The 25611-nt window shown below is 65.0% G+C and carries 23 protein-coding genes; 9 read left to right on the plus strand and 14 right to left on the minus strand.

Going from position 1 to position 25611, the window contains the following annotated elements; all coding sequences use genetic code 11:
- Positions 1-24 precede the first annotated feature (24 nt).
- Entirely contained in the window at positions 25-1065 is a 1041-nt protein-coding gene (locus AB4850_RS10230) for a LysR family transcriptional regulator (RefSeq protein ID WP_414439704.1), read from the minus strand.
- Between AB4850_RS10230 and AB4850_RS10235 the strand changes: the two genes are divergently transcribed.
- Positions 1064-2443 carry an NAD(P)H-dependent oxidoreductase gene (locus AB4850_RS10235; RefSeq protein WP_414439705.1) on the plus strand — a complete coding sequence of 460 codons (1380 nt, stop codon included), beginning with the start codon at positions 1064-1066 and terminating at the stop codon, positions 2441-2443. The two genes, AB4850_RS10230 and AB4850_RS10235, sit on opposite strands and share 2 nt — an antisense overlap.
- A 181-nt stretch (positions 2444-2624) precedes the next feature.
- Positions 2625-3935, plus strand: a complete 1311-nt coding sequence (locus AB4850_RS10240; protein ID WP_414439706.1) for an MFS transporter — start codon at positions 2625-2627, stop codon at positions 3933-3935.
- A 57-nt stretch (positions 3936-3992) separates the two neighbouring features.
- Here AB4850_RS10240 and AB4850_RS10245 read toward each other — a convergent pair whose 3' ends face one another.
- Together AB4850_RS10245 and AB4850_RS10250 are read right to left on the minus strand one after the other, a co-directional pair.
- A complete protein-coding gene (locus AB4850_RS10245) occupies positions 3993-4925 on the minus strand; it encodes a carbon-nitrogen hydrolase family protein (RefSeq protein WP_414439707.1) in 933 nt (310 codons plus the stop codon).
- A gap of 57 nt (positions 4926-4982) precedes the next feature.
- On the minus strand, positions 4983-6299 hold the full coding sequence (locus AB4850_RS10250) for an MFS transporter (RefSeq protein WP_414439708.1): 1317 nt from the start codon (positions 6297-6299) through the stop codon (positions 4983-4985).
- A 119-nt stretch (positions 6300-6418) separates the two neighbouring features.
- On the opposite strand from AB4850_RS10250, the gene AB4850_RS10255 reads away from it, so the two are divergent.
- Positions 6419-7432: a LysR family transcriptional regulator gene (locus AB4850_RS10255; RefSeq protein ID WP_414439709.1), complete on the plus strand. Its 1014-nt coding sequence runs from the start codon at positions 6419-6421 to the stop codon at positions 7430-7432.
- A gap of 35 nt (positions 7433-7467) precedes the next feature.
- Here AB4850_RS10255 and AB4850_RS10260 read toward each other — a convergent pair whose 3' ends face one another.
- From AB4850_RS10260 to AB4850_RS10285, 6 genes are all read right to left on the minus strand, one after another.
- Positions 7468-7959: a MaoC/PaaZ C-terminal domain-containing protein gene (locus AB4850_RS10260; protein ID WP_414439710.1), complete on the minus strand. Its 492-nt coding sequence runs from the start codon at positions 7957-7959 to the stop codon at positions 7468-7470.
- Entirely contained in the window at positions 7952-8809 is an 858-nt protein-coding gene (locus AB4850_RS10265; protein WP_414439711.1) for a fumarylacetoacetate hydrolase family protein, read from the minus strand. Before AB4850_RS10265 ends, AB4850_RS10260 begins: the two co-directional genes overlap by 8 nt.
- Positions 8810-8843: 34 nt before the next feature.
- Positions 8844-9524 (minus strand): hypothetical protein, encoded by a 681-nt coding sequence (locus tag AB4850_RS10270; RefSeq protein ID WP_414439712.1) that lies wholly within the window; start codon positions 9522-9524, stop codon positions 8844-8846.
- A gap of 22 nt (positions 9525-9546) precedes the next feature.
- Positions 9547-10362 carry a shikimate dehydrogenase family protein gene (locus tag AB4850_RS10275; RefSeq protein WP_414439713.1) on the minus strand — a complete coding sequence of 272 codons (816 nt, stop codon included), beginning with the start codon at positions 10360-10362 and terminating at the stop codon, positions 9547-9549.
- Positions 10359-11966, minus strand: a complete 1608-nt coding sequence (locus tag AB4850_RS10280; RefSeq protein WP_414439714.1) for an acyl CoA:acetate/3-ketoacid CoA transferase — start codon at positions 11964-11966, stop codon at positions 10359-10361. The genes AB4850_RS10275 and AB4850_RS10280 overlap by 4 nt, the downstream gene beginning before the upstream one ends.
- Positions 11967-12120: 154 nt before the next feature.
- Positions 12121-12414 carry a hypothetical protein gene (locus AB4850_RS10285; protein WP_414439715.1) on the minus strand — a complete coding sequence of 98 codons (294 nt, stop codon included), beginning with the start codon at positions 12412-12414 and terminating at the stop codon, positions 12121-12123.
- Between AB4850_RS10285 and AB4850_RS10290 the strand changes: the two genes are divergently transcribed.
- The 3 genes from AB4850_RS10290 (at position 12413) to AB4850_RS10300 (ending at position 16245) form a co-directional block, all read left to right on the plus strand.
- On the plus strand, positions 12413-13369 hold the full coding sequence (locus tag AB4850_RS10290) for a substrate-binding domain-containing protein (protein WP_414439716.1): 957 nt from the start codon (positions 12413-12415) through the stop codon (positions 13367-13369). The genes AB4850_RS10285 and AB4850_RS10290 overlap by 2 nt on opposite strands.
- A gap of 341 nt (positions 13370-13710) precedes the next feature.
- The gene (locus AB4850_RS10295; RefSeq protein ID WP_414439717.1) at positions 13711-14985 is read left to right on the plus strand and encodes an MFS transporter; all 1275 of its coding nucleotides are present in this window, start codon (positions 13711-13713) and stop codon (positions 14983-14985) included.
- Positions 14986-15393: 408 nt separating this feature from the next.
- Entirely contained in the window at positions 15394-16245 is an 852-nt protein-coding gene (locus tag AB4850_RS10300; protein ID WP_414439718.1) for a class I SAM-dependent methyltransferase, read from the plus strand.
- A 37-nt stretch (positions 16246-16282) separates the two neighbouring features.
- On the opposite strand, the gene AB4850_RS10305 is transcribed toward AB4850_RS10300, so the two are convergent.
- Positions 16283-17200: a LysR substrate-binding domain-containing protein gene (locus AB4850_RS10305; RefSeq protein WP_414439719.1), complete on the minus strand. Its 918-nt coding sequence runs from the start codon at positions 17198-17200 to the stop codon at positions 16283-16285.
- A gap of 101 nt (positions 17201-17301) precedes the next feature.
- On the opposite strand from AB4850_RS10305, the gene AB4850_RS10310 reads away from it, so the two are divergent.
- Positions 17302-18087, plus strand: coding sequence for a transporter substrate-binding domain-containing protein (locus tag AB4850_RS10310; protein ID WP_414439720.1), 786 nt, complete (start codon positions 17302-17304; stop codon positions 18085-18087).
- 60 nt (positions 18088-18147) lie between these two features.
- Entirely contained in the window at positions 18148-19272 is a 1125-nt protein-coding gene (locus tag AB4850_RS10315) for a succinylglutamate desuccinylase/aspartoacylase family protein (RefSeq protein WP_414439721.1), read from the plus strand.
- A 147-nt stretch (positions 19273-19419) separates the two neighbouring features.
- Here the strand turns inward: AB4850_RS10315 and AB4850_RS10320 are convergent, their stop codons facing one another.
- From AB4850_RS10320 to AB4850_RS10335, 4 genes are all read right to left on the minus strand, one after another.
- Positions 19420-20175: a superoxide dismutase gene (locus AB4850_RS10320; RefSeq protein WP_414439722.1), complete on the minus strand. Its 756-nt coding sequence runs from the start codon at positions 20173-20175 to the stop codon at positions 19420-19422.
- 251 nt (positions 20176-20426) lie between these two features.
- A complete protein-coding gene (locus AB4850_RS10325; protein ID WP_414439723.1) occupies positions 20427-22838 on the minus strand; it encodes a TonB-dependent siderophore receptor in 2412 nt (803 codons plus the stop codon).
- Positions 22839-23090: 252 nt separating this feature from the next.
- A complete protein-coding gene (locus AB4850_RS10330) occupies positions 23091-24089 on the minus strand; it encodes a FecR domain-containing protein (protein ID WP_414439724.1) in 999 nt (332 codons plus the stop codon).
- Positions 24090-24092: 3 nt separating this feature from the next.
- Positions 24093-24620, minus strand: a complete 528-nt coding sequence (locus tag AB4850_RS10335; RefSeq protein WP_414439725.1) for a sigma-70 family RNA polymerase sigma factor — start codon at positions 24618-24620, stop codon at positions 24093-24095.
- A 164-nt stretch (positions 24621-24784) separates the two neighbouring features.
- On the opposite strand from AB4850_RS10335, the gene AB4850_RS10340 reads away from it, so the two are divergent.
- Positions 24785-25495 (plus strand): DJ-1/PfpI family protein, encoded by a 711-nt coding sequence (locus tag AB4850_RS10340; protein WP_414439726.1) that lies wholly within the window; start codon positions 24785-24787, stop codon positions 25493-25495.
- Positions 25496-25611 lie beyond the last annotated feature (116 nt).

Raw genomic sequence — 25611 nt, forward strand, 5'->3', positions numbered from 1 at the left:
ATCAATGGCCACCTCACGCCGCGCTCACGCTTGCCAGAAAGTCCGGCCATCCGGCGCATCGTCGATTTCGGCTCGCAGGAAATCGTGCATCAGACGCACGCGGGCGACGTCGCGCGTGTCGGCATGCGTGACCAGCCAATAGCTGCGCGTCAGCTCGATGTCGTCGGGCAAGACCCGCACGAGTTCGGGTTCCGAGCGCGCGATGAAGCACGGCAGCACGCCCAGCCCCACCCCGCCACGGATGGCGCCCGCCTGGCTGATCACGTTCGAAATCCGCGTGCGGGCCGCAATGCCGGCCGACACCTGCGGCAGATAATCCAGTTCGGAAGTCCACATCAAGTCGTCGATATAACCGACCCAAGGGCGGGCGACCATATCGCGCCGGCGTCGAATCGGCGGCGTGGCGGCGAGATAGCGGCGCGCGGCGTAAACGCCCAGCGTGTAGTCGACGAGCTTCTCGGCATAAACACGTCCCTGCGCCGGCCGCGACATCGTGATGGCGATATCCGCCTCGCGTTTCGACAGGCTGAACAACCGGGGATTGGCGACCAGCTCGATGTCGAGATTGGGATGGGTGGCCGTCAGACGCGCGAGCCGAGGCGCGAGAAAATACGTGCCGAACCCCTCCGGGGTGCCGATTCGCACGGTGCCCGTCAAGCCGATCGAGCGGTCGTCGAAGCGCTCGCGCATCTTCAGCGTCAGGCTTTCCATCGCTTCGGCATCGTCGAGCAATTGCTCGCCTTCCGGCGTCAGCACGAACCCCACGCTGCGCCGATCGAACAGCCGCGCGTTCAAGGCCCGCTCCAGCGCCGCGATACGGCGGCTGAGCGTCGAATGATCGACGCCCATTTGCTGCGCCGCAACGGTCAGCCTGCCCGCGCGGGCCACGGCGAGAAAGGCCTGAATGTCATCCCAGTCGAAACCACGCATGTGATTTTTTGCACAGAGCATGTGTAGATTTGCCCATTCTATTGCAAAAAACGCGGTGCTATCTTGGGTACGTCCGACGATGCACGGTTCATCGCATCGCCATCCGATCGCCCCCAAAACACAGGAGACAAGCATGTCCTTGATCGCAAAACTTTCCGCCCGCGCCGAAGCCGGCAACCCCGTACGGGTCGGTTTGATCGGCGCCGGAAAGTTCGGCTCGATGTATCTCTCGCAGGCGCCGCGCACACCCGGCATTCATCTGATCGGCGTGGCCGACCTGTCGCCGGCACGCGCGCGCGCCTCGCTCGATCGCGTGGGCTGGGACGCCGCGCGCTATGCCGCCACCTCGTGGGCCGATGCGCGCAAGCACGGCACCACCTTCATCACCGACGATGCCGACTCGATGATCAAGGGCGACGACGTCGACATCGTCATCGATGCGACGGGCAGCCCCGCCGCCGGCATCCACCATGCTCTGCTGTGCTGCGAATACAAGAAGCACATCGTGATGGTCAACGTCGAGGCGGACGTGCTGGCCGGGCCGCTGCTGGCGCGGCGCGCGCAGGAAGCCGGCATCATCTATTCGATGGCATCGGGCGATCAGCCCGCCTTGATCGCGGAAATGGTGGACTGGGCGCGCACGATCGGCTTCGAGGTGGTGTGCGCCGGCAAGGGCACGAAGTACCTGCCCGCCTACCATCAATCGACGCCCGATACGGTCTGGGGGCATTACGGGTTCACCGAGGAACAGGTCGGCTCGGGCGATTTCAACGCACAGATGTTCAACTCCTTCCTCGACGGCACCAAGTCGGCCCTGGAAATGGCGGCTGTCTCGAACGGCTGCGATCTGCGGCCGCCGTCGGATGGCCTGAGCTTTCCGCCGTGCGGCGTCGACGATCTGCCGAGCATCCTGCGCCCCACGGGCGACGGCGGCATTCTTTCGCACAAGGGCAATGTCGAAGTCGTGTCGTCGCTGGAGCGCGATGGGCGGCCGGTGTTTCGCGATCTGCGCTGGGGCGTGTATGTCGTGTTCGAAGCGCCGTCGCAGTATGTCAAGGACTGCTTTGCACAATACGGCCTGAAAACCGATGCCAGCGGCCGCTACGCCGCCATGTACAAGCCGTATCACCTGATCGGCCTGGAATTGGGCGTATCGATCGCCAGCATTGCCGTGCGCGGCGAGGCGACCGGCGCGACCGGCATGCTGCATGGCGACGTGGCCGCCACCGCCAAGCGCGATCTGCGCGTTGGCGAACGGCTGGACGGCGAAGGCGGCTTTACCGTCTACGGCAAGCTGATGCCGGCCGAGGATTCGCTGATGCGCGGCGCCCTGCCGATCGGGCTTGCGCACAACATGGTGCTGCAGCGTCCGATCAAGGCAGGCCAGACCGTGTGCTGGAGCGATGTGAGTTTCGATGCGAACAAGGAAGCCGTGCGGGTACGCCGTGAAATGGAAACGATGTTCCGCCGCGAGATGAACATCGTGCTGCCCGCCGAGAAAATCGCATCCTGACGCATGACCCGGATCGCCGCGGCGATCCTGCTTGACCGATCGAACTCGTTCGTACCGTCGGCAACCCCGGTTGCCGACGGCAGCGCCGCATCGGCGCACGGGCCACCAGGCGCGAAGATACGCGCGGGCGCGTGGAGCGAGGGGAAAACATGACAAGGCGTATCCACAGGAGGCAGGAGACATGAGTTCCTACGACAGCACCGTCGACCCTCGCGCACGCGATGATTCGAAGGTCGATGTTTACCGAAAGATCAGTTGGCGCATCATGCCGTTCATCGTGTTTTGCTATCTATGCGCGTATCTGGACCGCGTGAACGTGGGTTTCGCGAAGTTGCAGATGTTGTCCGACCTGAAATTCAGCGATGCCGTTTACGGGTTTGGCGCCGGCATTTTCTTCATCGGCTACTTCTTCTTCGAAGTGCCGAGCAATCTCGCCTTGCACAAGATCGGCGCACGCAGGTGGATCGCGCGCATCCTGATTACCTGGTCCATCATCTCTGCGTTGACGCTGCTGGTGAAAACGCCAACGCAGTTCTATCTCGTGCGCTTCCTGCTCGGTGTCGCCGAAGCGGGCTTTTCGCCGGGCATCATGTTGTACCTCACCTACTGGTTTCCCGCGAAAAAACGCGGCTTCGCACTCGGCCTCTACTACATCGCCATTCCGTTGGCCGGAGTCGTGGGCGGCCCGGCGTCCGGCTGGATCCTGCATTCGTTCGCCCATTCGAGCACGATGGCCGGATGGCAATGGCTGTTCCTGCTGGAAGCCTTGCCCGCGTTTTTTGCCGGCTTCGCCGTGCTCGTGCTGATGGTCGACCGGCCGCACGATGCACGCTGGCTGACCGAGGCGCAAAAGCATGAAGTGACCACGGCGATCGCGCTCGAAGATGCGCAGAAAACCGAGCACGGCAATGCGAAGGCGTTTCTCAAGGATCGCAATATCTGGAAGTTGTGTGCCGTTTATTTCTGCCAGATCATCGGGCTCTACGGCATCAGCTTCTGGTTGCCGTCGATCATCAAGGACAGCGGCATACGCGACGTCGAGGTAATCGGCTGGCTGTCGGCGATTCCGTATCTCGTGTCGGTGCCCGTGATCGTCCTGACAGGCATGAGCGCGGACCGCTTCCGCTCGCGTCGCATGCACTTTTCCGTCGCGCTGGTGATCGGCGCGGCGGCGTTCGCGGCCAGCGGCGCGGTCACTGGGCAGCCGATGTGGACGGTCGTCGCGCTCAGCGTGGCCGCCTCGGGCATTCTCTCGGCGCTCTCGTTGTTCTGGGGGATTCCCTCGGCGTTTCTCGCCGGCACGTCGGCCGCGATCGGAATTGCCGCCATCAACTGCATCGGCAACCTGGCCGGCTTCGTCTCGCCCTATATGGTCGGCCTGTTGAACGTCTGGACGCACGACAATCGGTTTGGTTTATATGCCGTGGCCGTCTCGATGGCGCTCGGCGCGGTATTCGTCCGTTCGATTTCCGGCAAGCTGGCGGACCGTTGATTCGCGTGGCGCGGGCGGGCCGTTGCGCGACGCGCGCGACGGCCCGCCCGGCTCGGCTCATTCGGCCGAGAACGTCACCGGTGCCATCGGTGCGGTATTCACGCTCAGTTTGAAAATGTCGGGGCGCGAGTAATGGCCGACCGCGTCGAAATCGAGGTTGCTGGCGCGGCCCACCGCGGTATCGATGTCGGCGTAGAGAATCGTTTCCGTATCGAACACCGGGCCGGCCAGCACCTTGCCCAGCGGATCGACGATCATGCTGCCGCCGTGCATGATGTAATCGGCTTCGCCCGCCTCCAGATGGAAATCGTCGCGGAAGAACGCCGGGTATTCGTCCAGACGAATCGCCTGGCAGGCGCTCAGGACGTGAACGCGCCCTTCGAGCGCGATATGGATCATCGACGGCGCCCAGCTCGCGCGATCGTCCGCGGTCGGCGCGCAATAGATCTCCGTGCCTTGCGAATACATGGCCTGGCGCAACGCCGGCATGTAGTTCTCCCAACAGATCACCGTGCCGATCGAGCCGATGTGCGTCTCCACCGGCGCGATGGTCGAGCCATCGCCGAAGCCCCAAATGATCCGCTCGGTTCCGGTCGGCATCAGCTTTCGGTGATAGCCGGCCACGCCCTTGCCCGGCACGAGCGTCACGCCCGTGCAATACAGCGTGCGCCCCGAGCGCTCGATCACGCCGATCACCACGTGCACGCCCGTTTCGGTCGACACGTCGGCCAGCAAGGCCAATTCCGGGCCGTCGAGCGTCACCGCGCCTTCCAGATACTTCAGGAAGTGCGCGCGGCCGCCATCGGTGCGACGGCCGACCAGGGTGCCGAACGCCGCGCCTTTCGGATAGCCGCCGAGGAACGCCTCGGGAAACACGGCCAGCGTCGCGCCTTCGCGAGCGGCGCTGCGAATCAGGCCTGCGGCCTTCTCCGCGCTCTTCATCGGCTCGAACGGAACGGATGCGGCTTGTACGACAGCAGCTTTGAACATCGTGCAACTCCAATTTCTTTGAGGTGGGTAACAGGGCCCAGCGCGCACGGCTTCAGATCAGCCTTGCGCGATGTCGCGCTCCTTCGTCTCCGGCAACATGAAATAGAGGATGACGAAGCAAACGAATGAAATGCCGGCCAGGTACCACGCCGGGATGTTCGGGTTGCCGGACCAGCGGATCAGCGCGGCGGCCACGAACGGGCCGGGGCCGGCCAGCACGGCCAGCGCGAGGTTGTGGCCGACGGCGGCCCCGGTCGAGCGGATCGACGCCGGAAACACTTCCACCAGCAACACCACGTCCATCACCGCCGTCACCGCCACCAGCGCCGCCAGCACGATCAGGCCGGCCAGGATCGCGAGGTAGTTGCCGGTATTCATCAGCAGGAAGATCGGATAGGCGAGCACCGTCAGGCCGAGCGCCGAGGCGAGCACCAGCGGACGCCGGCCGATCCTGTCGCTGAGGCGGCCCACCAGCGGCTGGAAGATCGTGTAGAGCACCAGGGCCACGCTGCAAAGCCACAGCGATGCCGTCTTCGACAGCCCGACCGTCTGCGTCAGATGGTTGTTCGCGTAGGCGATGAAGTAGTAGAGCGAAACACCGAACAGCGCCGAGAACGCGAACGTGATCACCATCGCGCGCCAGCGCTCGCCCTTAGGCACGGCATCGATGCCGTTCATCGCGCGCTTGCGCTGCACTTCCTCGTACACGGGCGTATCGCCCAGTCGGCGGCGGATGTACATCGCCACCGCAGTCATGAACACCGAGGCGACGAACGGCAGGCGCCAGCCCCACGACGCCAGATCGGCCTCGCTCAGCCACATCGACAACAGCGCGGCGATGAACGTGCCGATCAGGAACGCGGCGGCGGCGGTGCCGGTGATGACGCTCGCGGCGAGCGCGCGGCGCGCCCTCGGTGCGCTCTCGACGATGTAGATGCCCGCGCTCGACCACTCGCCGCCCACCATCATCCCTTGCAGGAAACGCAGCACCACCAGCAAGGCCGGCGCGGCCAGGCCGAGCGTGGCATAGCCCGGCAGCAAGCCGATCAGCGTGGTCGACACGCCCATTCCGAACACGGTCGCGATCAATACCGCGCGGCGTCCGAGCCGATCGCCGATCGGCCCCAGCACCAGCGCCCCGAGCGGCCGCGAGATGAACCCCACCGCGAACACCGCCAGCGCGGAAAGCAGCGAGATGCCCGGCGCGCTCGACGGAAAGAAGGTCTTGCCGATGATCGACGCGAAATAACCGTAGATCGCGAAGTCGAACCATTCCATGAAATTGCCGATACCCACGGCAAGCGAGCGTTTGCGCAAGTCGACGCGCTCGTCGGCGCCCGCGTCCTCGTGCATCGCGACAGCAGTGTTCGTCATACGATTTCCCCCTTGGTCGTCCGGGTTCCAGCCCCGATAGATTGGTTGCACGCGCAGTTGCATGACGTGCCGGCGCCAGTGTTAAATGAGCCCTTGCTTTAATCAAACGATTGATAAAAATGAGCGTCATTAACGTGGCTAATATCAGCCGCCTGGACTTGAACCTGCTGGTGGTGTTTCAGTGCGTGATGGGCGAGCGCAGCGTGACGCGTGCCGCCGAGATCCTGAATCTGACGCAGGGCGCGGTCAGTTCGTCGTTGCGGCGGCTGCGCGAGAATTTCGGCGACGAGTTGTTCGTGCGCGGCGAGGGCGGCATGATCCCGACCCGGCGCGCCCTCGAACTGGCGCCCAAGGTGACCGAAGCCCTGGCCGCGATCGCGGTCATGATCGACGGCAAGGCGCCGTTCGCGGCGGAAACCTCGGCGCGCGTGTTCAATATCGCGCTGTCCGACGATATCGAAAGCTGCGTCTCGCCGATGCTCGTCAATGAAGGGGCCGCGCGCAATCTGTCGATCAGCCTCGCGTTCCTGCAAACCAACAGCACGCTGTGGAAATCGGCGCTGGCCGACGACGCGGTGGATCTGGCGCTGGTGTCCGAGCCGAAGGCGCTCAGTTCGCACTACTCATCGCAGATCCTGTTCTCGTCGTCGTACTCGTGCCTGTACGACGGCCCGCGGCTTCACATCAAGAGCCCGATCACGCGCGATGAATATCTGGCGCATCCTCACGTGCGCGTGTCGCGCGACGGCCGGCGGGGGTTCGTCGACGACCTGCTGGAAAGCGAGGGCATTCCGCGGCGCGTCAGCGCGTCGTTTACGCACTTCTCGGGCGCGCTCGCTTCGCTGGTTTACTGCGACGCGATCGCCACCCTGCCCACCTTCGCCGCGCACGCCTACGCGCGCATCGCGCGACTGACCGTCAGCCCCGTCCCCATCACCACACCGGCATTTCGTGTGTTCATGGTCTGGAAGGCGTCGCGCAACGACGACCCTCAGAACGCGTGGCTGCGGCGCTTCATTCTCGACACCACCCGAGAGTTGCAATACGAAGGCACGCGCACGGCCGCGGCGGCCGGCGCGCACACACAGACACGCAGGAAATCGGCAACCGGGTTGCCAGGAACGGAAGCATGAAGCTCGCCCTGTCAAAGCCGCGCCAACGACAGGAATCAGGCGGACTGCTCGACCGCCGCGAGCGGCGCTTTCGAACAGAGCAGCGCCTTGGTGCCGCGCTGCACCACCTCGCCGCTCTGATTTACGACTTCGACGTCGAACAGCGCAATGGCCTGCGTCGGCTTCGATTTGCTGTCGCGCAATTCCCGGATCGTATAGTTGACGAACATCGTATCGCCAACGAACAGCGGCGCGGCGAACTTCCAGTCGTTGATGCCGAGAAACGCAATGGCGGTGTCTCGCAGCTCGCCCGTGCGTGCCCACATCAGGCCATGCGCGTAGGCGAGGCCCAGCATCCCGTGCGCCACGCGGCGACCGAACTGGCTGTGCTTCGCATAGACGTCGCTCGTGTGCAGTTCGGAGAAATCGCCAGTCAACCCCGCGAAGCCGACCAGATCGGCATCCGTGATGGTTCGGCCAGGACTGCGAAACGTCATGCCCACGTAGAGATCGTCGAAGCAGTATCCGTTGCGTCTGGCCTCAGTCATGCTGGTCACCCCAGCGGCCGACCGTCTGTTGCTGCACACCCAAGCCCTCGACACCGAGCTTCATCACGTCACCCGGCTTCAGGTATTTTTCCGGCTTCATGCCGAGGCCGACGCCCGGAGGCGTACCGGTCGTGATCACGTCGCCCGGTTCGAGCATGACGAATTCGCTGATATACGACACCAGCTTGCGGATCGGGAAAATCATGTCCGACGTCGACGAGTTCTGAATGCGCTCGCCATTCAGTTCAAGCCACAACGGCAGGTTCTGCACGTCGTCGATTTCGTCGGCGGTCACGAGCCACGGCCCGAGCGGGCCGAATGTCGGCGCCATCTTGCCCTTGACCCATTGGCCGCCCTGCTCGAGCTGGAACGCACGTTCCGACACATCGTTGCACACGCAATAACCGGCGACGTAATCGAGCGCGTCGCTTTCGCCGACGTTGTGCGCACGCTTGCCGATCACCAGCGCGATTTCCACTTCCCAATCCGCTTTGGCCGATTTCAGCGGCAGCAGCACCTTGTCGTTCGGCCCCACGATGCACGAGGGGGCCTTGTTGAACAGGATCGGTTCCTGCGGAATCGGCGCGTTGGTTTCGATCGCGTGCTGCACGTAGTTCAAGCCGACCGCGATGAAATTCCCCGGACGCGCGATGCACGAGCCATAACGCGGCGTGCCGCCGACGATCGGCAGCGCCGTCAGATCCAGGCTGCGAAGCTTCGCGATGCCGCCGCCGGCAAAGAACGACGGATCAAAATCGCCGCAATGCTGCGACAGGTCGCGAATGTTGCCGTCGGCATCGAGCAGCCCCGGCTGTTCCTGGCCAACGGGACCAAACCGTACCAATTTCATGATGACTATCCATTAGATTGAGGTTGACCAGCCATCAGAGCGATGGGCTCAGATGGCTGATTTCGAGCGTATAGACCTGGGGCGCGGCGCACGTCACGCCAATGCTCGTCCAGCCGGCATCGCGCATTTCTTGCGCCGCCGCACGCGCACCGTCCTCGGTCGTGCACTCCACCACGGCGACGCGAGCCGGCAAATCGCCCGCGCCGCCACGCTGTTTCGCTTCGTGGGTTTCGACGTTGCTGGCATCGAGATCGGTCGCGAACAAATGAGCGGCGACCACGTCGCCCCGGTCGAGCACGCCGGGGAACACGCGGGTGGCGACGAAGCCCTTCAGATCGCCGCTGGCGGCAGCGTCCTGCTTGAGCCGCATGGTCACGGCGTAGGCGCCGCTGCTTTCGCCCACCGAGTATTCGATCCGGCAGAGCGATCGCGTGGTGTTCCGGAAATGCGCGACCGTGGCCAGCGTGGCCGGCGTCGGGTTGTTCAGGCGTGCCAGATAGGCCGGGCCGGTCAGCACGCTCAAATCGGCCGCTTCATACACGGTCAACCATTCCGGGGAAGCATCCGCGCCGCGATAGCGTCTGCCGCGCATGAAACCCTTGAGCGCAAAGCGCTCGGGAATGTGCTCCTTGTTGTGCCATTCATAAAACTGGCCGCGCGCACTATCGACGACGTCATTCCAGATCAGAACGACGGCCGAACCGAGAATCGACATGGTCGGGTTTTCCCAAGATGGATCAAGCGGCACGAATGCCGAAAAAATCGAGGATCGCGGCGATCTGGCCGGTGTGCATGTCGGTGCCGGTCACGACGGGGCAGCCAGATTGCTTTGCATGCCTGATCAAAGCGGTCGGATGATCCGCCGGCCGCAGCACGACATCGCCCACCAGCACGTCGGCGGCCAGCGGCCCCAGTTCGGCGGGCAGGCCATCCGAATCGCGCATGCCGACCACCGACGCGTTGACGATCAGGTCCTTGCCAGCGGCATCCGCGCTGCCTGCCACGACCTCGCACGCACCGGCATCGTTCGACAAGCGTTGCGCAACGTTCCGCGCGCGGTGTTCGTCGGGGTCGAACAGCGTGAGTGCGCCCACACCGGCGTCGATCAGCGCACCGGCGATGGCCGCGCCCGCCCCGCCGCATCCCAGCACCAGCGCACGCCGCCCCTTCACCGCATGGCCATGGGCGAAGATGCCGCGCACGAAGCCTTCGCCGTCGAACATGTCGCCGAACCATCGGCCATCCGCACCTCGCCGCAACGCGTTGACCGCGCCGACACGCCGGGCGCGCGGATGCACCTCGGCGGCGATCGCGCGCGCGTCGGCCTTGAACGGCGCGGTGACCAGCACGCCATCGAGATTCTTCAGCTTGAGCAAGGCGGGCAATACCTCGTGAATTTCGCCGGATGCGATATGCATGGGCACCAGCACCGCATCGACGCCCGCGTTCGCGAACGCCTCGCAATACACCTGCGGCGAGCGCACCTGCTCGATCGGGTCGCCGACGATCGCGTACAAACGCGTGCGGCCGGTGATCGACGAAGCCGGGCTCATTCGTGGCTCCGATACCATTGCGCGACACGCTCCGATCGATAGCGGCGTTCGCGGCGCAGGGTTTCGCCGGCAATGCCCATCAGGTCGGCTGAAAACAGGCGTGCGTCCATCTCGCGAAGGTCCTTGGCGACGGGTGTACGGAAATCCATCTGAGCAAAGATGTCGCGCTCGATATCGATACCGGGCGCCACTTCGATCAATTCCAGGCCATCGGCATTGACGCGGAACACCGCGCGCTCCGTGACGAACAACGCCGTATTGCCCTTGCCGTGCGCGAGCGCCGCGCTGTAGCAGATCTGCTCCAGCGAATCGACGAATTTCCGATGCTTGCCTTCCCGAACGATCTGCGTGCGGCCGCCTTCCCACTGAACATCGAGATCGCCGGCGGTCAAGGTGCCGCTGAAAATCACGCGCTTCGCGTTCTGGCTGATATTGATGAAGCCGCCCACGCCGACGATCTTGTCGCCGAACCGGCTGACGTTCACATTGCCCTTCGCATCGACTTCCGCGAACGACAGGAACGCGAGATCGAGGCCACCGCCATCGTAGAAATCGAACTGCGAGGTCTGCTCGATCATCGCGGAGAAATTCTGCGCGCCGCCTGAATCGCGGCCCGTGATCGGCGCGCCGCCGATCAGGCCTTGCTCGTTGGTCAGGACTACCGAATCCAGCAGCCCCTCTTCCGCCGCGATGGTCGACAGCCCGGTGGAGACGCCCGCCCCCAGATTGCACACCGCCCCCGGATACAGCTCCATCGCGGCACGGCGCACGATTACCTTGCGCGCGCCGAACGGCAGCGCCTTGATTTCGTCGAGCGGCACGCGCAATTCTCCGGCGTAGCTCGGATCGTAGTCCGTCGCATAGGTCTGGCGCTGCTCGGGATCGACCACCACGAAATCCACCAGGATGCCGGGAATCTTGACCTGCTTCGGCGGCAGCGTGCCCCGGCAGGCCATGCGCTTGACCTGCACGATGACGACACCGCCTGCCCTGCGGGTGGCTTGCGCCATCGCGATCATCTCGCCGAGCACGGCCTCCTGCTCCATGGTGACGTTGCCGTCCTCGTCGGCGGTCGTGCCGCGCAGGAACGCGACATCGATCGGGAACGGCTTGAAGCGCAGCCATTCCTCGCCGTCGAGTTCGATCACCTCGACCAGCGGCTCCTCGGTCATCGGGCTTTGACGCGCACCCTGCTGGCGCGGGTCGACGAAGGTATGCAAGCCGGTTTTCGTGATCAGCCCGGGCCGCCCGCCCGCCATTTCCCGCATCAACTGCGAGAGCACGCCTTGCGGGAGCGTGTAAGCCTCGATCCGGTTTTCGGCGGCCATCTTCAGCAACCCCGGCGAATCGATCAAGGCCCCGGTGATGGCCCGCTTCAGCAAGCCATCGTGCGCGAGGTGGCAGGCGCCCAGCGAGACACGGTCGCCGATGCCCACGACGCTGATGGAGGTCAGGGCGCGCGGCTGCCGTTCGTTCTGGAAGCGTCGCTCGACCGCCGCCAGCAAGGCCTCGGGCACGGCATGGCCGCCGCCCGATCCGCTGATGAGAAGTGAATCGCCAGTGCGCAGCAGCGCTGCGGCTTCGTCAGGTGTAATTCGTTGCATAGGGCGTTGAATGGCTGATTGACCGGGACCGACATGCGGCATGTCGGCTGCAATGTAACCGGTCTCAAATACGCATTCAAGTATTTATCCACGAGCCGAGGGATAACCCTGAATAGCCAAGCCATAACGACCTTTTAGCGCTTCAAATCCGCCATCACTGAAAAATCCCAAGTTGGATGGCTATTTTGTAACCGGTACCTTTTCCTCGCGATTCACCTCCACACCGCGCCACCGACAGCAGCAGCCCTCCTCCAAAACCGCCGCCCGAGCGCAGATTCGGCTCGTTATAATCGGGGCCAACCGCGAAATCGCCCGGGCCATGCATGACCAAAGCAAAATCGACGACTGAAGCCGCAACGGAATCGAGAAAGCCTCGATCCACCACCAGCGTCACCCTCCGCGACGTCGCACGATTCGCCGGCGTCTCATCCGCGACGGTCTCGCGCATGATGAATCGCCCGGAAGCCGTCTCGAACGAGCTCAGGGAACGCATCGCGGCGGCCATCAATCATCTGGGCTGGGTGCCGCACGCCGCGGCGCGGGCGCTCGCCACGCAGCGGACCGGCACGATCGGCGCGGTGTTCCCGACCGTTTCCAACGAGCACTTCGCCACCGCCATCCAGGAACTGCAGGAAGCGCTCGAATCCGCCGGCTATACGCTGCTGCTCGGCTGCTCGCAATACGACACGCAACGCGAGTACAACCAGATCCGCAACATGCTCGAACGCGGCGTCGACGCCGTCGTGCTGGTCGGCGAATCCCATCATCCCGACCTTTACGCCACGCTCGCCCAGCGCGGCGTGCCGTACGTCAATACGTTCACCTATCGAAAGGACAGCGAACATCTTTGCGTCGGCATCGACAATCGCCGGGCGTTCTTCGAATTCACGACCTATCTGCTGGGCCTGGGGCACCGCCGCTTCGCCATGCTGTCGCAAACCGCCGATTCCAACGACCGCGCGTGGGCGCGCCGCGAGGGCGTGCGCGATGCGCTTGCCGAGCACGGGCTCGGCATTTCCGCGGCGCACATGGCCGAGGGATTCTGGGGCGTCGGCGTCGGCCGCAAACTGTTTTCGCAGATCATGAGCACGCCCCAGCCGCCCACCGCGATCATTTGCGGCAACGGCACGTTCGCGATCGGCGCGATGCTCGAAGCCGCGAAATCGGGCTACGACGTGCCGAACGAATTGACGATCGCCGGCTTCGACGATTTCGAAGTCATGTCGGAACTGCCGATTCCGATCACGACGGTCAGCGTGCCGAGCGCGGAAATCGGCCGCAAGGCCGCGCGGATGATCCTCGAATCGCTCTCGGGCGCAGGCACCCTCGCGAGCATCGAGTGCGACGCCGAAATCATCATCCGGGCCTCGTCGGCCCCGCCGGCGGCTCTCGCCGGCCGCTGACAGCGATGCACGAAGCGGCGACGTGAACGCCGCTTTTCCCCGCGACATCCGCACGGCCGCCCCGCCGACTGCCTCATCACGTCGATCCGACCTGCCCCAGCCACCGCCGCCGCAGGTATCGATCACGTGAAAAAATCCTACGATTGAAATCGGTACCAATCGAGCATCGCCCCGCCTCATCGGCAAATTTCAATTTTTTATCCAAATGATTCAATAGGATAGGTATCTACCCTAGGTCCCATGCATTTGGCTTGCAGACGCATTGATTCTCAATTTGAGACCGGTTACATTTCTCGCACACCAACATCGCACAGGGAGACACCATGCCTTCGGAAATCGCTTTGGATCGACGAACCAGGAGCAAGACGCGCTGGTATCGCGAGATCACCGGCGCGCAATGGCGCGTCCTGATCGCCGCGTGGGGAGTCTGGGTCAACGATGCCCTCGACTTCCTCGCCATCACGTTCGTCCTGAAAGATATTGCTCATGCGTTCGATGTGGCGCTGTCGACGGCATCGTTGCTGCTGCTGGCGACCTACGGCGTGCGCTGGATCGGCGGCCTCGCGTTCGGCGGCCTGAGCGACCGAATCGGCCGCAAGATCCCGTTGCTGATCACGTTGGCCTGGTTCACCGCCGGCGCGGTCGCGACCGGGCTGTCGTGGAGTTTCGCTTCGCTCGCGGTGTTTCGCCTGTTGCTCGGCTTCGGCATGGCGCCCGGGTTTTCGCTCGGCGCCGCGATGGTGGCGGAGTCGTGGCCCGAGAAATACCGCGCGATCGGCATCGGCATTCTCGACACCGGCTGGGGGCTGGGCACCATCGGCGCGGCGCTCGCGTACGAGTTCGTCTACCCGACGTTCGGCTGGCGCGGCATGTTTTTCGTCGGGCTGCCTCCCGCACTCATCCTCGGGCTGTTCATCATTTTCTGCGTACCCGAATCGGAAGCGTGGAAGCAGGCTCAAGCGACGGCCGCTCATCAAACCAGGAAGAACCCCATCGTCAAGCTGTTCACCGAATACCCCGGACGCGTCTTTTACCTCGCAGTCCTGATGTTCGTGCTCTGCTTCGGTAACTGGCCGTTCCAAGCCTTGCTGCCCACCTACTTGCGCAACATGAATCTTCCCGCCTCGTTCGTCAGCGGCGTGGCCATGGCGTCGGCAATCGGCCAGATTCTGGGCTTTGTCGCGAGCGGCTTCATCGCGGAAAAACTCGGCCGGCGCTGGGCGATTTCCACGATGATCGGCATCGGCTCGGTGAGCGTTGCCGGGCTCGTGCTCACCACGGGCAATCCGGCATTGGCCTATATTTTTGCGTTCCTGAGCGGGTTCTTCCTGGTTGGCGCATCGGGCATCTGGGGCACGATTCTCACCGAGAATCTGCCGCGCGACGTGCGGGCATCGGGGGTGGGGTTTCTGTACAACTTCGGCGTGATCGGCGGCGGCCTGGCGCCCTTCATTACGCTCACCACCATGAATTACCTGGCGATCTCGATGTCCACCTCGATCATCGTTTTCTCGATCGCGGCGGCCTTGCTCGGCGGCATCCTGCTGTATTTCTCGCGCGAAACGAAGGGCATGAATCTGAGCGAAATCGACGAAGAATCGCTCAGGAATCCGTAAAACCTTTCCTCGCTCGCCTGCCATGCTCGGCTCGTCGAGCCATTCCCTCCGGCCGAAAATCGTCGCGCCCTGCGGCGATGGCAAGCACGCCATGAACCGTGAGGATGCCGACAGGGCGTGGGTGCGCTGTGGGGCACGCCGGCGCAGAAGGCGGTGCAGGATGCGTTTTTTTCTCGACGCAATCGGGGGCGTCAGATACCTTGAACAGCGCAAGGTCCGAATCAAAGTAAACCCTAGGGGTCATGGTCTTGATTGGCGCGTCGTCGGGAATATGAACCGTGGCCGAATCGTCAAAACCGATCGCTTCTTTTTGTTCTCACAGCACGAACGCGAAAGGCCCCGGCACGATCGCGAAACCTCATTTTGACGCGGTATTATCGTCGGCCAACGATAACGACGAGGACGACAATGGACCGCAGGGATTTCTACGAAGTGCTCGCGCAAGCGGGCAAGGATCACGCTGCCGTTTATCAAGCACTCCGATCGATGCCGATCGATATCGTTGCGGACATGCTGAATTACGTCCCGCCCGAATATGCCGAGGTGCGAGCCGCGATTCCGGCGATGGCGCCGGACGACGTTCAGATCTCCTGGACGGGCTCGTCCGGCTATCCCTTGCTGATGCAGAGCTGCGCGTTCGTTCGTGCGCTCGAGAGTGGTTATCGGCGTTTCAATGGTCGCGGGCTGGACGATGCGCAGATCCTCGATTTCGGCTGCGGATGGGGACGGCTGATACGCCTGATGTACAAATTCACCGCACCGGAAAACATCTACGGTTGCGATCCGTGGCCACTCTCGATCGACTTGTGCCGGGAAAGCAATGTCCGGGCGAATCTCGCCGTTTCCGATTATCTTCCTTCGTCACTCCCGTTCGGCGATACCACGTTCGACCTGATTTACTCGTTCTCGGTCTTCACGCACCTGTCCGAGCGGGCTGCCGCCGCGGCGCTCAGTACCTGCCGAAAGTCGGTCAGGAAGGACGGCCTGATGGTCATCACCGTACGGCCGCTGTCCTACTGGGATCACCACGACGAGGCGCAAAACAAGGTCGATCGCAAGCAAATGAAGCGCGATCACGCCACACGCGGCTTTGCCTATACGCCGCACAATCGTGACGCCGTCGACGGCGATATCACGTACGGCGATACGTCGATCTCGCTCGATTACATCCGCACCCATTGGCAGGAATGGGACATCGTCGGAACGGACAATTTCCTGCAGGACCCGTTTCAAATGCTGGTTTTTCTGAAACCGCGTTGAATCGACACGTCCGGCCCCCGTTAAACGGCGGGCCCGCTCAGGCCCGCGTCATCCGCGCATAGGACGCGATCATCGTCGCCAGCTCCTGCGCGGCGGGCGTGAGCGGCACGCTGGCCCGTTGCAGCAGGCTGACGGTCGATGCGGCGGCCCGCTCGGCAATATCGATCGACGCGAGCTCGCCGCCGAACAGCCGATGCCGCGTGACGATCGACGGCTCCAGCGACAGCCAGTCGGTTTCGACGATCAGATGCAGCGTGTCGAACAGCGCCTCGGTGGTGGCCACGATGCGCGGCGGCGCCAAACCCTGCGCGGCGAACATGTCGGTCAGCCGATTGACGGGCGGCGCCGTGGTCGCCCCTGGCTGACGCGTCGCGATCCAGTCGCACCGCGCCAGCTCGGCGAGCGTGCGGGCATGCCGAAGCGGATGCTCGCGCCGGCACACCACCACCGGGTCGGCCGGAAACAGCGCGGTGACCGCCAGGTCCGACGCGTCCGTCCTGGCGCCGACCAGCGCCACCGCGAAATCGAGCGTGCCGTCGCGCAACCACGAGATCATCTTGCGCGAGGTGCCGTTGACCAGATGAATCGACACGCGCGGAAAGCGCTCGCAGTATTGCGTGAGCACCGGCGCGAGGGTCTGGATCATCGGCTCGGTGGTCATGCCGAACGTCACGCTGCCGGTGAACTCGCCCCGCAATTGCCGCATCTCGTCCTCGGTGCGCTCGCATTCGCCGAGGATCGCGCCGGCGCGCGCGAGCAGGCGCTCGCCGAACACGGTCAGGCCGATGCCGCGATTGGTGCGCGTCAGCAGCGGCGCGCCGAGCTCGAGCTCCAGATTCTGCAATTGCTGGGTGATGCTGCTCTGGGCCAGATGCAGCGCGCGGGCCGCGCCGCGCAGGCTGCCCTGCTCGGCCACCGCCGAGAAGATCCGCAATTGCGCGAGCGTCATGGGCATGGTTCGGTGATCGGAAAAAACGATCATGATAGCGACATCCGCACTTTTCCCGGCATTTTGCACACCATAGGATCGGGGCCTGTTCCAAGGAGAGCCCCACCATGAACCCGTTTCTTCGCGCCGCCCTAGGCGGCCTGTTCGCAATCAGCTTGCTCGGCGCGGCGGGCGTGGCGCAGGCGGCCGACCCGGGCGTGCTGCGCTTCGGCATCGATCCGACCTATCCGCCGATGGATTCGAAGGCGCCGGACGGCAGCGTGCAGGGCTTCGACGTGGATCTCGGCAACGAAATCTGCCGGCGCCTGAATACACGCTGCAAGTGGGTGGAGCTGGAATTCTCGGGGATGATCCCCGCGCTGGCGGCACGCAAGATCGACGCGATCCTGTCCGCGATGGCGATCACCGACAAGCGCGCCCGGCAAATCGCGTTTTCGTCGAAGCTCTATCAATTCAAGTCACGCCTCGTGGCGCGCAGCGGCTCGGCGCTCGGCACCGATGCGGCCTCGCTGGCCGGCAAGCGGATCGGCGTGCAGTCGGGCACGCAGTTCGAAAGCTATGCGCTGGCCAACTGGGCGCCGCACGGCGTGAACGTCGTGCAATACAAGAGCCAGGACGACGTGTTCGCGGATCTCGTGGCCGGCCGGATCGACGGCGCGCTGCTGGGCATGGTCGAGGCCGATCAGGGCTTCCTGCGCACGCCGCAAGGCAAGGGCTTCCAGTTGGTCGGCCAGCCGCTGTCGATGGGCGACCACGGCGTGGGCATCGGGCTGCGCAAGGACGATGCGCCGCTCAAGGCGTCGATCGACGCCGCCATCGCCTCGATGCTGGCCGACGGCACCTATGCGCGCATCGCCCATCGCTATTTCTCGTTCGATCCGCGCGGCGACTGAACGCGCTGCATCACGTCACACCATCGCCATCCCATTCGCTTATTTAGCATTCCTCACGCCATGTACACGCAATCGACCCCGTTGATCTCGCCCGCGATCGGCACGCGCCGCGAACTCGAGAGCCTGCATTTCGGCCCGCTCGAAGCCGCCGACGCCGGGCAGAAGATCTATATCCAGGCTGCGCTGCACGCCGACGAGACGCCCGCGATGCTGGTGGCCGTGATGCTCCGTCGCCGCCTGATGGAACTGGATGCCGCCGACGAAATTGCCGCGCAGATCGTGCTGGTGCCGGTGGCCAACCCGGTCGGTCTGGCCCAGCACGTGCTCGGCCAGTTCATCGGCCGTTTCGATCTGGCCAGCGGGCGCAACTTCAATCGCAGTTTCCAGGCGCTGGTCGACGACGCCGCGTCGCTCGACGGCGCGCTCGGGCCCGATGCGCAGGCCAATATCGCCGCCGTGCGGAAACTGATGCGCGAGACGCTGGCGCGGCAGACGCCGCGCACCGAGTTCGAATCGCTTCAGCACGCGTTGCTCGAACTGTCGCTCGACGCCGACGTGGTGATCGACCTTCACTGCTCGCTCGAAGCCACCCTGCACCTCTACACGAGCGACGAGGCGTGGCCGCAGTTCGAGCCGCTGGCCCGCTATCTCGGCGCGCAGGCCTCGCTGATCGCGACGGATTCGGGCGGCCAGGCCTTCGACGAGGCGCACAGCCTGCCGTGGTGGACGCTGCGCCAGGAACTCGGCCGCGCCACGCCGTTGCCGCCCGGCACCGTCGCCACCACCATCGAATGCCGCGGCCAGCGCGACGTGAGCTACGAGACGGCCGCACAAGACGCCGAAGCCATCATCGATTTCCTGCGTGCGCGCGGCGCGCTGCGCGGCGAGGCGAAGCCGCTGCCGCCGCTCGTGCAGGCGCCGACGCCGCTGGCCGGCAGCGAGCAGTTCTACGCGCCGGCCAGCGGCATCCTGGTGCATCGCGCGGCCACCGGCGACCGGATTCGGGTGGGCGATCCGCTGTTCGATATCGTCGATCCGCTGAACGACGCAACGCACACCGTGCACAGCGGCACGGAAGGCGTTTTCTACATGCGCCGGGCGATCCGTTTCGTCACGGCCGGCGCGCCGCTCGGCCGCGTGACGGGCACCCGCCCGATCCGCACCGGGGTGCTGCTCGGCGCGTGATGATGGCGCGGGATGCCGGGTGCGGCGGCCTGCGGGTCGCCCGCGCGATCGGCAACGACTTGCCGAAGACGATCACGCCGCCCTTGCCCGTCGAAGCTCGCGAACCTGCAACGGGTCTCGAAACCCCGCCGCCGTAACCGCCCTTCCTCAGATCCGCGCATAGTTCGCCGACGCGAAATTCCAGTTCAGATGCTGGCCGATCGTCGCCGCGAGATAGTCGGGGCGACGATTCTGGTAATCGAGGTAGTAGGCATGCTCCCACACGTCGATGGTGAGCAGCGGCAGTTGACCGCCACGGGTGTACGGCGTTTCGCCGTTGCTGGTCTTGACGATCTCCAGCTCGCCACGATCCGCCACGAGCCACCCCCAGCCGCTGCCGAACTGCGATGCCGCCACCGTCATCAATTGCTTCGACATCGCCTCCACCGAACCGAACTTGTTGACGATCACAGCCTTGAGCTTGTCGTCGGGTTCGGTTTTCACGGGGCTCAGCGATTTCCAGTAGAAGTTGTGATTCCACGCCTGCGCGGCGTTGTTGAACACGTCTTCGAGATCGCTGCGGCCGTGCGATTCGAGCACGATCTGCTCGAGCGACAGGCTGGCCAGCGGCGTGCCGTCGACGAGCTTGTGCAGGTTCTCGTAGTAGGCGCGATGATGCTTGCCGTAGTGAATGCTCAGGGTCTTGGCCGAGATCACCGGTTCGAGCGCGTTCTGCGCGAACGGCAGCTCGGGCAAGGCCAGCGGCGATGCGCCGAGATAGGCGAGGATCGAGGCGTCGTCCAGTTTGGTCGCGCTCGCGCGGGGTGCGGTTGCCGCGACACCGAGACGGGACACGAAGAAGCCCGCGGCACCGATCGAACCCGTAGCGAGCAGTTGGCGGCGGGACAGTTTGGTTTGTGACATTGTTGACTCCGTAGTGTGGGGTAACGAGAGCGACGCATGCCCTCTCCCACCGAAAACGGCTGACTTCAACGTCTTATTCCACGCCGATCAAGATAAAAACCGTCGATCCCGGCCTGCCGCGAGGGGATGGCCCGGATCGGAGCCGGTTTCATGACACCGGCGAGGCAATGCCGCACCCCGGCGTCTTGGGCGGATACGGATCGCACGCGGGAACGTGCAACGATCCGTTCACCTTCGGCCCGACGCACCGGCTACAGATCCGTCGACACCGACAGCCAGACCGTGCGCGGCATGCCGTTGATCAGGTAGCCGGTGGGATTCGCCTGCCAGTAACGCCTGTCGAACAGATTGCCGACGTTGGCGCGGATCGTCAGCGCATGTCCCGACAGCCGCGTGGCGTAGCGGCCGCCGAGGTCCACGCGGGTCCAGGCCGGCACGTGTTGGGTGTTGTCCTGGCTCACGTAGGCCTTGCCGGTGTAGATCAGCCGGCTGGTCAGCGTGAAGCCGGGCACGAACGGGACATCCCACTCCGCGCCGAGATTGGCCTGGAGCGCGGGCGCCCCCACGGCGCGATTGCCGTCGTTGGCGCCGCCCCGCGTCTCGCGAAGCATCGCATCGAGCCAGCTCACGCCGCCGAGCACGCGCAGGCCCGGCGCGATGCGGCCGAACCCGGACAGCTCGACGCCGCGATTGCGCTGCAGGCCGTTCATCCCATAGAGCTTGGTGACGGGATCGACCACGCCGCTCGGCACGTCGATCTGGAACAAGGCCAGAGTCGCGCCGAAGTGGCCGAGGTCGAGCTTGCTGCCGAACTCGACCTGCTTCGACCTGAACGGCGAGAACACCTGATCGCGATTCGCCGCATCGGAGGGCGGCGTCGGGCCCGGCGTCAGCGCCTCGATGTAGTTCGCGTAGAACGCCAACTGATCGAGCGGTCGGATCAGCAGCGCGGCGGACGGCGTGGTGGCGCCGCTCGCGTAGCGCGCGGTCTCGGCCCCCGAGGTGGCGAAGTTGGCGCTGGCGATCTGCTGGCGGCGCAAGCCCAGCGTGAGCTGCACGAGCCCGTTCGCGACGGACAGCGTGTCGGCCACCGCGACGCTGCGCAGGATCTGCGTGCTGTTCCTGGCCTGCGGCGATGCCGATACGGGGTCGCCGAGCGACGAGAGCCGGGTCGGCAAATAGATGTTGGTCGCATAGCTGCCGTAGGTGGCCTGTCCCAACCAGGTCGTCTGCTGCTGATAGTTGCCGGCCAGCACGAGACGATGCTCGACCGGCCCGGTTCGCACTCGCGTTCTTGCGCCGGCTTGCGCGGACATTGTTTGCGAGCGCCCATCCTGATATTTCGTGGTGGCGACCGCATCGCCGCGCGCATCGACGAGCGTCGCGCCAGGGTCCTCGAGCTTGTCGTAGCCGAAACGGTTGACGCCCACCGCACCGAACAGCGTCGTGCCCGGTGCCAGGTCGTATTCCGCGCGCCCCATCGTCGTCAGGCTGTGCGAGGTCGAATAGGACTGCGGCTGCGCGAGGTTGATGCGCGGGTCGGGCGCATCCGGCAACGCGATGCCGGCGATCGGCGTGTAGCCGCGCGCGGCGCCGCGCATGGTGTCGTCCTGATAGACCAGATCGCCGGACAGGCGAAGCCGCCGGCCGCGATAGTCGAGGCCGGCCGAGAACGCGGCGTTGCGCCGCGACTGCTCGTCGATCGGCGTATCGCCCTCGCGAAACGCGGCGTTGATGCGCACGCCGAATGCGCCGTCCTGGCCGAAGCGGCGTCCGAGGTCGGCATGGCCGCCCGCCAGGCCACCGGATGCGGCTTCGGCCGTGAGCCTCGTCAGCGGGGCATCGTCGGCGCGCTTGGTCACGACGTTCACGCTGCCGCCCACGCTGCCCTGCGGCAGCATGCCGTTCAGCATCGCCCCCGGCCCGCGCAGCAATTCGATGCGCTGCACCGGGTCGGTGCCGATGCGATAGTTCGGCACCAGCCCGTACAGGCCGTTCAACGCGATCTCGCTGTTTTCCATGCGCAGCCCCCGGATCGTCAGCGCGTCGTAGCGGTTGCCGCCGTCGATCGCGGCACGCACCGACGGATCGGTGGTGCTCAACAGATCGGCCACGCTCGTCGATTGCTCATCGCGCAGCAGTTGCTCGGTATAGCCGGTCAGGCTGAACGGCGTATCCATGAAATCGCGATTGCCGAGCATGCCGAGCGCGGCCCCCTGCGCGACCTGCCCGCCCTCGTAGGGCGCCACGATCGAATCGGCCGGGCTCGCGCCCCGCACGTCGACCGGCGGCAGCGCACCGCGCAGGTCCGCCACCGGCGCCGGCCGCAGCGAATAGCTGCCGTCGTCATGCCTGACCGCTTCGAGGCCGCTACCGTCGAGCAAGGCCAGAAACGCCGCGTCGATCGAATAGACGCCGTGCAGCGCCCGAGACGTCTTGCCCGCCGTGTATTCGCCGCGCACGCTCAACAGCACGTCGGCCTGCTCGGCAAGGCGATTCAGGCTGGACGCGAGCGGCCCGGCGGGGATCTCGAAGCGGTGCGGCTGCGTCGAGTCGGCGCGAAACGCCTGCGCATCCGGCGCGGCCAACGCCTCGGCGCGCGCCTGCCCGCTCATGGCACCCGTGGCCAACGTCAGCAACAGGCCAAGCACGGCCGATCGCATGTCTCGCGCGTGCACACACCGGGTGGACACCAATAAAAATGGATTTGCGGGGCACAGTGAGTAAGGCATGCGGCAGAGTCTCCTCGGAGTCGACGTCAACGTGCGGACTCAAGCGACGGCGCGCCGAGGCGAGCCGTCGAATGTTCCGTTTCCTCTGTTAACCGGATGAGCCACGCAAAGCGGAACCGCTTTTGAAAATATTTTTGTTGCGTGTGCAGTGCGTGCGGAAGCCGACGGCAGCGAACGATCGATTCAACGCGCCGAGATCGAGGTCCACCACGGCAACGGGCGACGCACGCGGATCGGCAGATCGCGTTCGAGGATGGCGAGGGTCTGGCCGGGATCGGCGGCCGGGAAGCGGCACACGACCCGGATACCGGCCACGCGGGGATCGACGTCAATGTGGCCGTGACGATAACGGGCGAGTTCCGTCATCAGGTCGCCGAGCGTGATGTCGTCGGCGAGGATCACCCCGCGCGACCAGGCTTCGCGCGCCGGGTCCGCCTGGCTTTCCGCGCCGATCGCGACGGCCGTGAACGAACGCTGCCGGCCCGCCGCCACGATTTCGCGCTGGCCGGCGAGGGTATCGATCGACACGCGACCTTCGTACACCGAAAGGATGGTCACGTCGCCGGCCTGCCGCACGGTGAAGCGCGTGCCGAGCGCCTGCATCCGGCCGTTCGGGCTGCTCACGAAGAACGGCCGGCCTGCACCGTCCTTGCCGGTATCGACGAGCAGCTCGCCCATCCTCAAGCGCAGTTGCCTCCGAACGTCGCTGTAGTCGGCGTCGAACGCGCTGTCGGTGTTGAGCCAGACCTGCGTGCCGTCGGCCAGGCGGATATCGCGCCGCTCGCCCACGCCCGTCGAATAGTCGGATTGCCAGGCCGTCAGCCTGTCGGACAGCAGCGAATCGCGCCAGCCGATCCATCCGGCCAGCCCCGCCCCGCCGAGCATCGCCAGCGCGCCCAGCACCCGCCGACGCGCCGCCGGGCGTTGGGCCGACACGGTCACGGCGGTCGCGTTCGCATCGCGCTCACCGTCCACCCGCAAGGGCGCGAAGCGCCGGCTGACGGCTTCGATATGCGCCCAGGCGCGCCGATGCTCTGGCCGCTGCGCGAGCCATTGCGCCCAGGCCTCGCGGCGTTCGTCGCCGGCATCGCCGTCGTACAGCGTCGCGTACCACTGCGCCGCCTGTTCGAGACTGTCGAAATCGGCCTGCACGCCGGGGCCGGGAGATGACGATGCCGCCATGGTTCAACCGCCCAGGCCGGCGTCGAGCAAGGCCAGATGCAGCATGGCCTGCGCGAGATATTTGCGCACCATGCGCTCCGACACCGCCAGCTCCCGCGCGATCTCGCGCGTCGACAATTCGTGGATCTGCGCCAGGACGAACGCCCGCTGGGCCTTCTCGGAAAGCCGGCTGAGCGCCTCGCCAATTTCGAGCAAGGCTTCGATGACGATGGCGCGATGCTCGGCGGACGGCTCGTACGGCTCCGGCTGGCAAGCCAGGGAATCGAGCCACGCCTGTTCGACCTGACGGCGACGCCACAAGTCCACGCACATGCCCTGCGCCATGGTGCGCAGGTACGCGCGCGCCTCGCCGTCGTTGTCGAACGCGACCGGCGCCGGCCTGACGATCAGGCGCAGGAACGCGTCATGAGCCAGATCGGCTGCGTCCACGGCGTCGCCCAGCCGGCGGCGCAGCCAGGATTGCAACCACGCATGATGGTCGCGATAGAGAACGTCGACATCCTGGTGCACGGCGAGCGGAACGGAGGCCATGGGACAAGCTTTTCGAGATCGGTGGCGGTGCGCCATTGTAAATGAGAAACATTATCATTTGTAAACTACCGGCTTCGTATCCACACCGTATTGACACCCCCGCAAGTTCAGCTATATTTGTACCTTCGTATTATAATTTTTGTACCAATACAAAGGACAAACCCATGACGATCCCATCGGACATTCACCTCAAGATCGGCGGCATCATCTTCCCCGACATGGACCAATGCGATTTCACCGGCCCGTTCGAGGCGCTCGCCCGCGTACCCAATTCCAGCTTCTTCACCCTATGGAAGGACAAGAACCCGGTACGCGACCTTGCCGGCATGCGGCTCCTGGCGGACACCACGTTCGACGAAGCGCCCCAGCTCGACGTGCTGCTGGTGCCCGGCGGATACGGCCAGGAAGCGCTGATGAACGACGAGACCCTGCTCGGCTTCATCCGCAAGCAGGCCGAAGGCGCCCGCTACGTCTACTCGGTGTGCACCGGCGCGCTGCTTTGCGGCGCGGCCGGCCTGCTGCAAGGACGCCGCGCCACCACCCACTGGACCGCGATGGACGTGCTGCCGCTGTTCGGCGCGACGCCCAGCGACGAGCGCGTCGTCATCGACGGCAAGTTCGTCAGTGCCGGCGGCGTCACCTCCGGCATCGACGGCTCGCTGATCGTGGCGTCGCTGCTGCGCGGGGAAACGGTCGCCCAGGAACTGCAGTTGTACATGGCCTACGATCCGAAGCCGCCGTTTCAGGCCGGATCGCCCGCCACGGCGCCCGCCTCCGTGCTCGCCACGGTGACCGAACGCGCCCGGGCCATCACCGAAAAGCGCCTGGCGACCGGCCTGGCCTACCAGGCAGCCCATGCGGACGTAAGCGTCTGATCTCCTCGCGTGCGAGCGCGTCCTGCGCTCGCGCCGACTCCCGCCTCGAAGGCCGATATCCGATTCAGCGATATCGGCTCCCCTCCTTTGGAAGCGCCGTTCTCCAAGCAGGTTTA

This window comes from Burkholderia sp. 22PA0106 (assembly GCF_047497155.1).
In the GTDB taxonomy this organism is placed as follows: Bacteria; Pseudomonadota; Gammaproteobacteria; order Burkholderiales; family Burkholderiaceae; genus Burkholderia.

Excerpts from the sequence above, each read along its gene's own strand:
- AB4850_RS10270 (WP_414439712.1), bottom strand. The coding sequence starts at position 9,524 with ATGTCGATTCTCGGTTCGGCCGTCGTTCTGATCTGGAATGACGTCGTC.
- AB4850_RS10275 (WP_414439713.1), bottom strand. The coding sequence starts at position 10,362 with ATGAGCCCGGCTTCGTCGATCACCGGCCGCACGCGTTTGTACGCGATC.
- AB4850_RS10240 (WP_414439706.1), top strand. The coding sequence starts at position 2,625 with ATGAGTTCCTACGACAGCACCGTCGACCCTCGCGCACGCGATGATTCG.
- AB4850_RS10310 (WP_414439720.1), top strand. The coding sequence starts at position 17,302 with ATGAACCCGTTTCTTCGCGCCGCCCTAGGCGGCCTGTTCGCAATCAGC.
- AB4850_RS10315 (WP_414439721.1), top strand. The coding sequence starts at position 18,148 with ATGTACACGCAATCGACCCCGTTGATCTCGCCCGCGATCGGCACGCGC.
- AB4850_RS10320 (WP_414439722.1), bottom strand. The coding sequence starts at position 20,175 with ATGTCACAAACCAAACTGTCCCGCCGCCAACTGCTCGCTACGGGTTCG.
- AB4850_RS10255 (WP_414439709.1), top strand. The coding sequence starts at position 6,419 with ATGAGCGTCATTAACGTGGCTAATATCAGCCGCCTGGACTTGAACCTG.
- AB4850_RS10245 (WP_414439707.1), bottom strand. The coding sequence starts at position 4,925 with ATGTTCAAAGCTGCTGTCGTACAAGCCGCATCCGTTCCGTTCGAGCCG.
- AB4850_RS10250 (WP_414439708.1), bottom strand. The coding sequence starts at position 6,299 with ATGACGAACACTGCTGTCGCGATGCACGAGGACGCGGGCGCCGACGAG.
- AB4850_RS10300 (WP_414439718.1), top strand. The coding sequence starts at position 15,394 with ATGGACCGCAGGGATTTCTACGAAGTGCTCGCGCAAGCGGGCAAGGAT.
- AB4850_RS10280 (WP_414439714.1), bottom strand. The coding sequence starts at position 11,966 with ATGCAACGAATTACACCTGACGAAGCCGCAGCGCTGCTGCGCACTGGC.
- AB4850_RS10330 (WP_414439724.1), bottom strand. The coding sequence starts at position 24,089 with ATGGCGGCATCGTCATCTCCCGGCCCCGGCGTGCAGGCCGATTTCGAC.
- AB4850_RS10290 (WP_414439716.1), top strand. The coding sequence starts at position 12,413 with ATGATGAATCGCCCGGAAGCCGTCTCGAACGAGCTCAGGGAACGCATC.
- AB4850_RS10305 (WP_414439719.1), bottom strand. The coding sequence starts at position 17,200 with ATGCCCATGACGCTCGCGCAATTGCGGATCTTCTCGGCGGTGGCCGAG.
- AB4850_RS10325 (WP_414439723.1), bottom strand. The coding sequence starts at position 22,838 with ATGCGATCGGCCGTGCTTGGCCTGTTGCTGACGTTGGCCACGGGTGCC.
- AB4850_RS10285 (WP_414439715.1), bottom strand. The coding sequence starts at position 12,414 with ATGCGCGAGACCGTCGCGGATGAGACGCCGGCGAATCGTGCGACGTCG.
- AB4850_RS10265 (WP_414439711.1), bottom strand. The coding sequence starts at position 8,809 with ATGAAATTGGTACGGTTTGGTCCCGTTGGCCAGGAACAGCCGGGGCTG.
- AB4850_RS10260 (WP_414439710.1), bottom strand. The coding sequence starts at position 7,959 with ATGACTGAGGCCAGACGCAACGGATACTGCTTCGACGATCTCTACGTG.
- AB4850_RS10235 (WP_414439705.1), top strand. The coding sequence starts at position 1,064 with ATGTCCTTGATCGCAAAACTTTCCGCCCGCGCCGAAGCCGGCAACCCC.
- AB4850_RS10230 (WP_414439704.1), bottom strand. The coding sequence starts at position 1,065 with ATGCTTGTCTCCTGTGTTTTGGGGGCGATCGGATGGCGATGCGATGAA.
- AB4850_RS10335 (WP_414439725.1), bottom strand. The coding sequence starts at position 24,620 with ATGGCCTCCGTTCCGCTCGCCGTGCACCAGGATGTCGACGTTCTCTAT.
- AB4850_RS10340 (WP_414439726.1), top strand. The coding sequence starts at position 24,785 with ATGACGATCCCATCGGACATTCACCTCAAGATCGGCGGCATCATCTTC.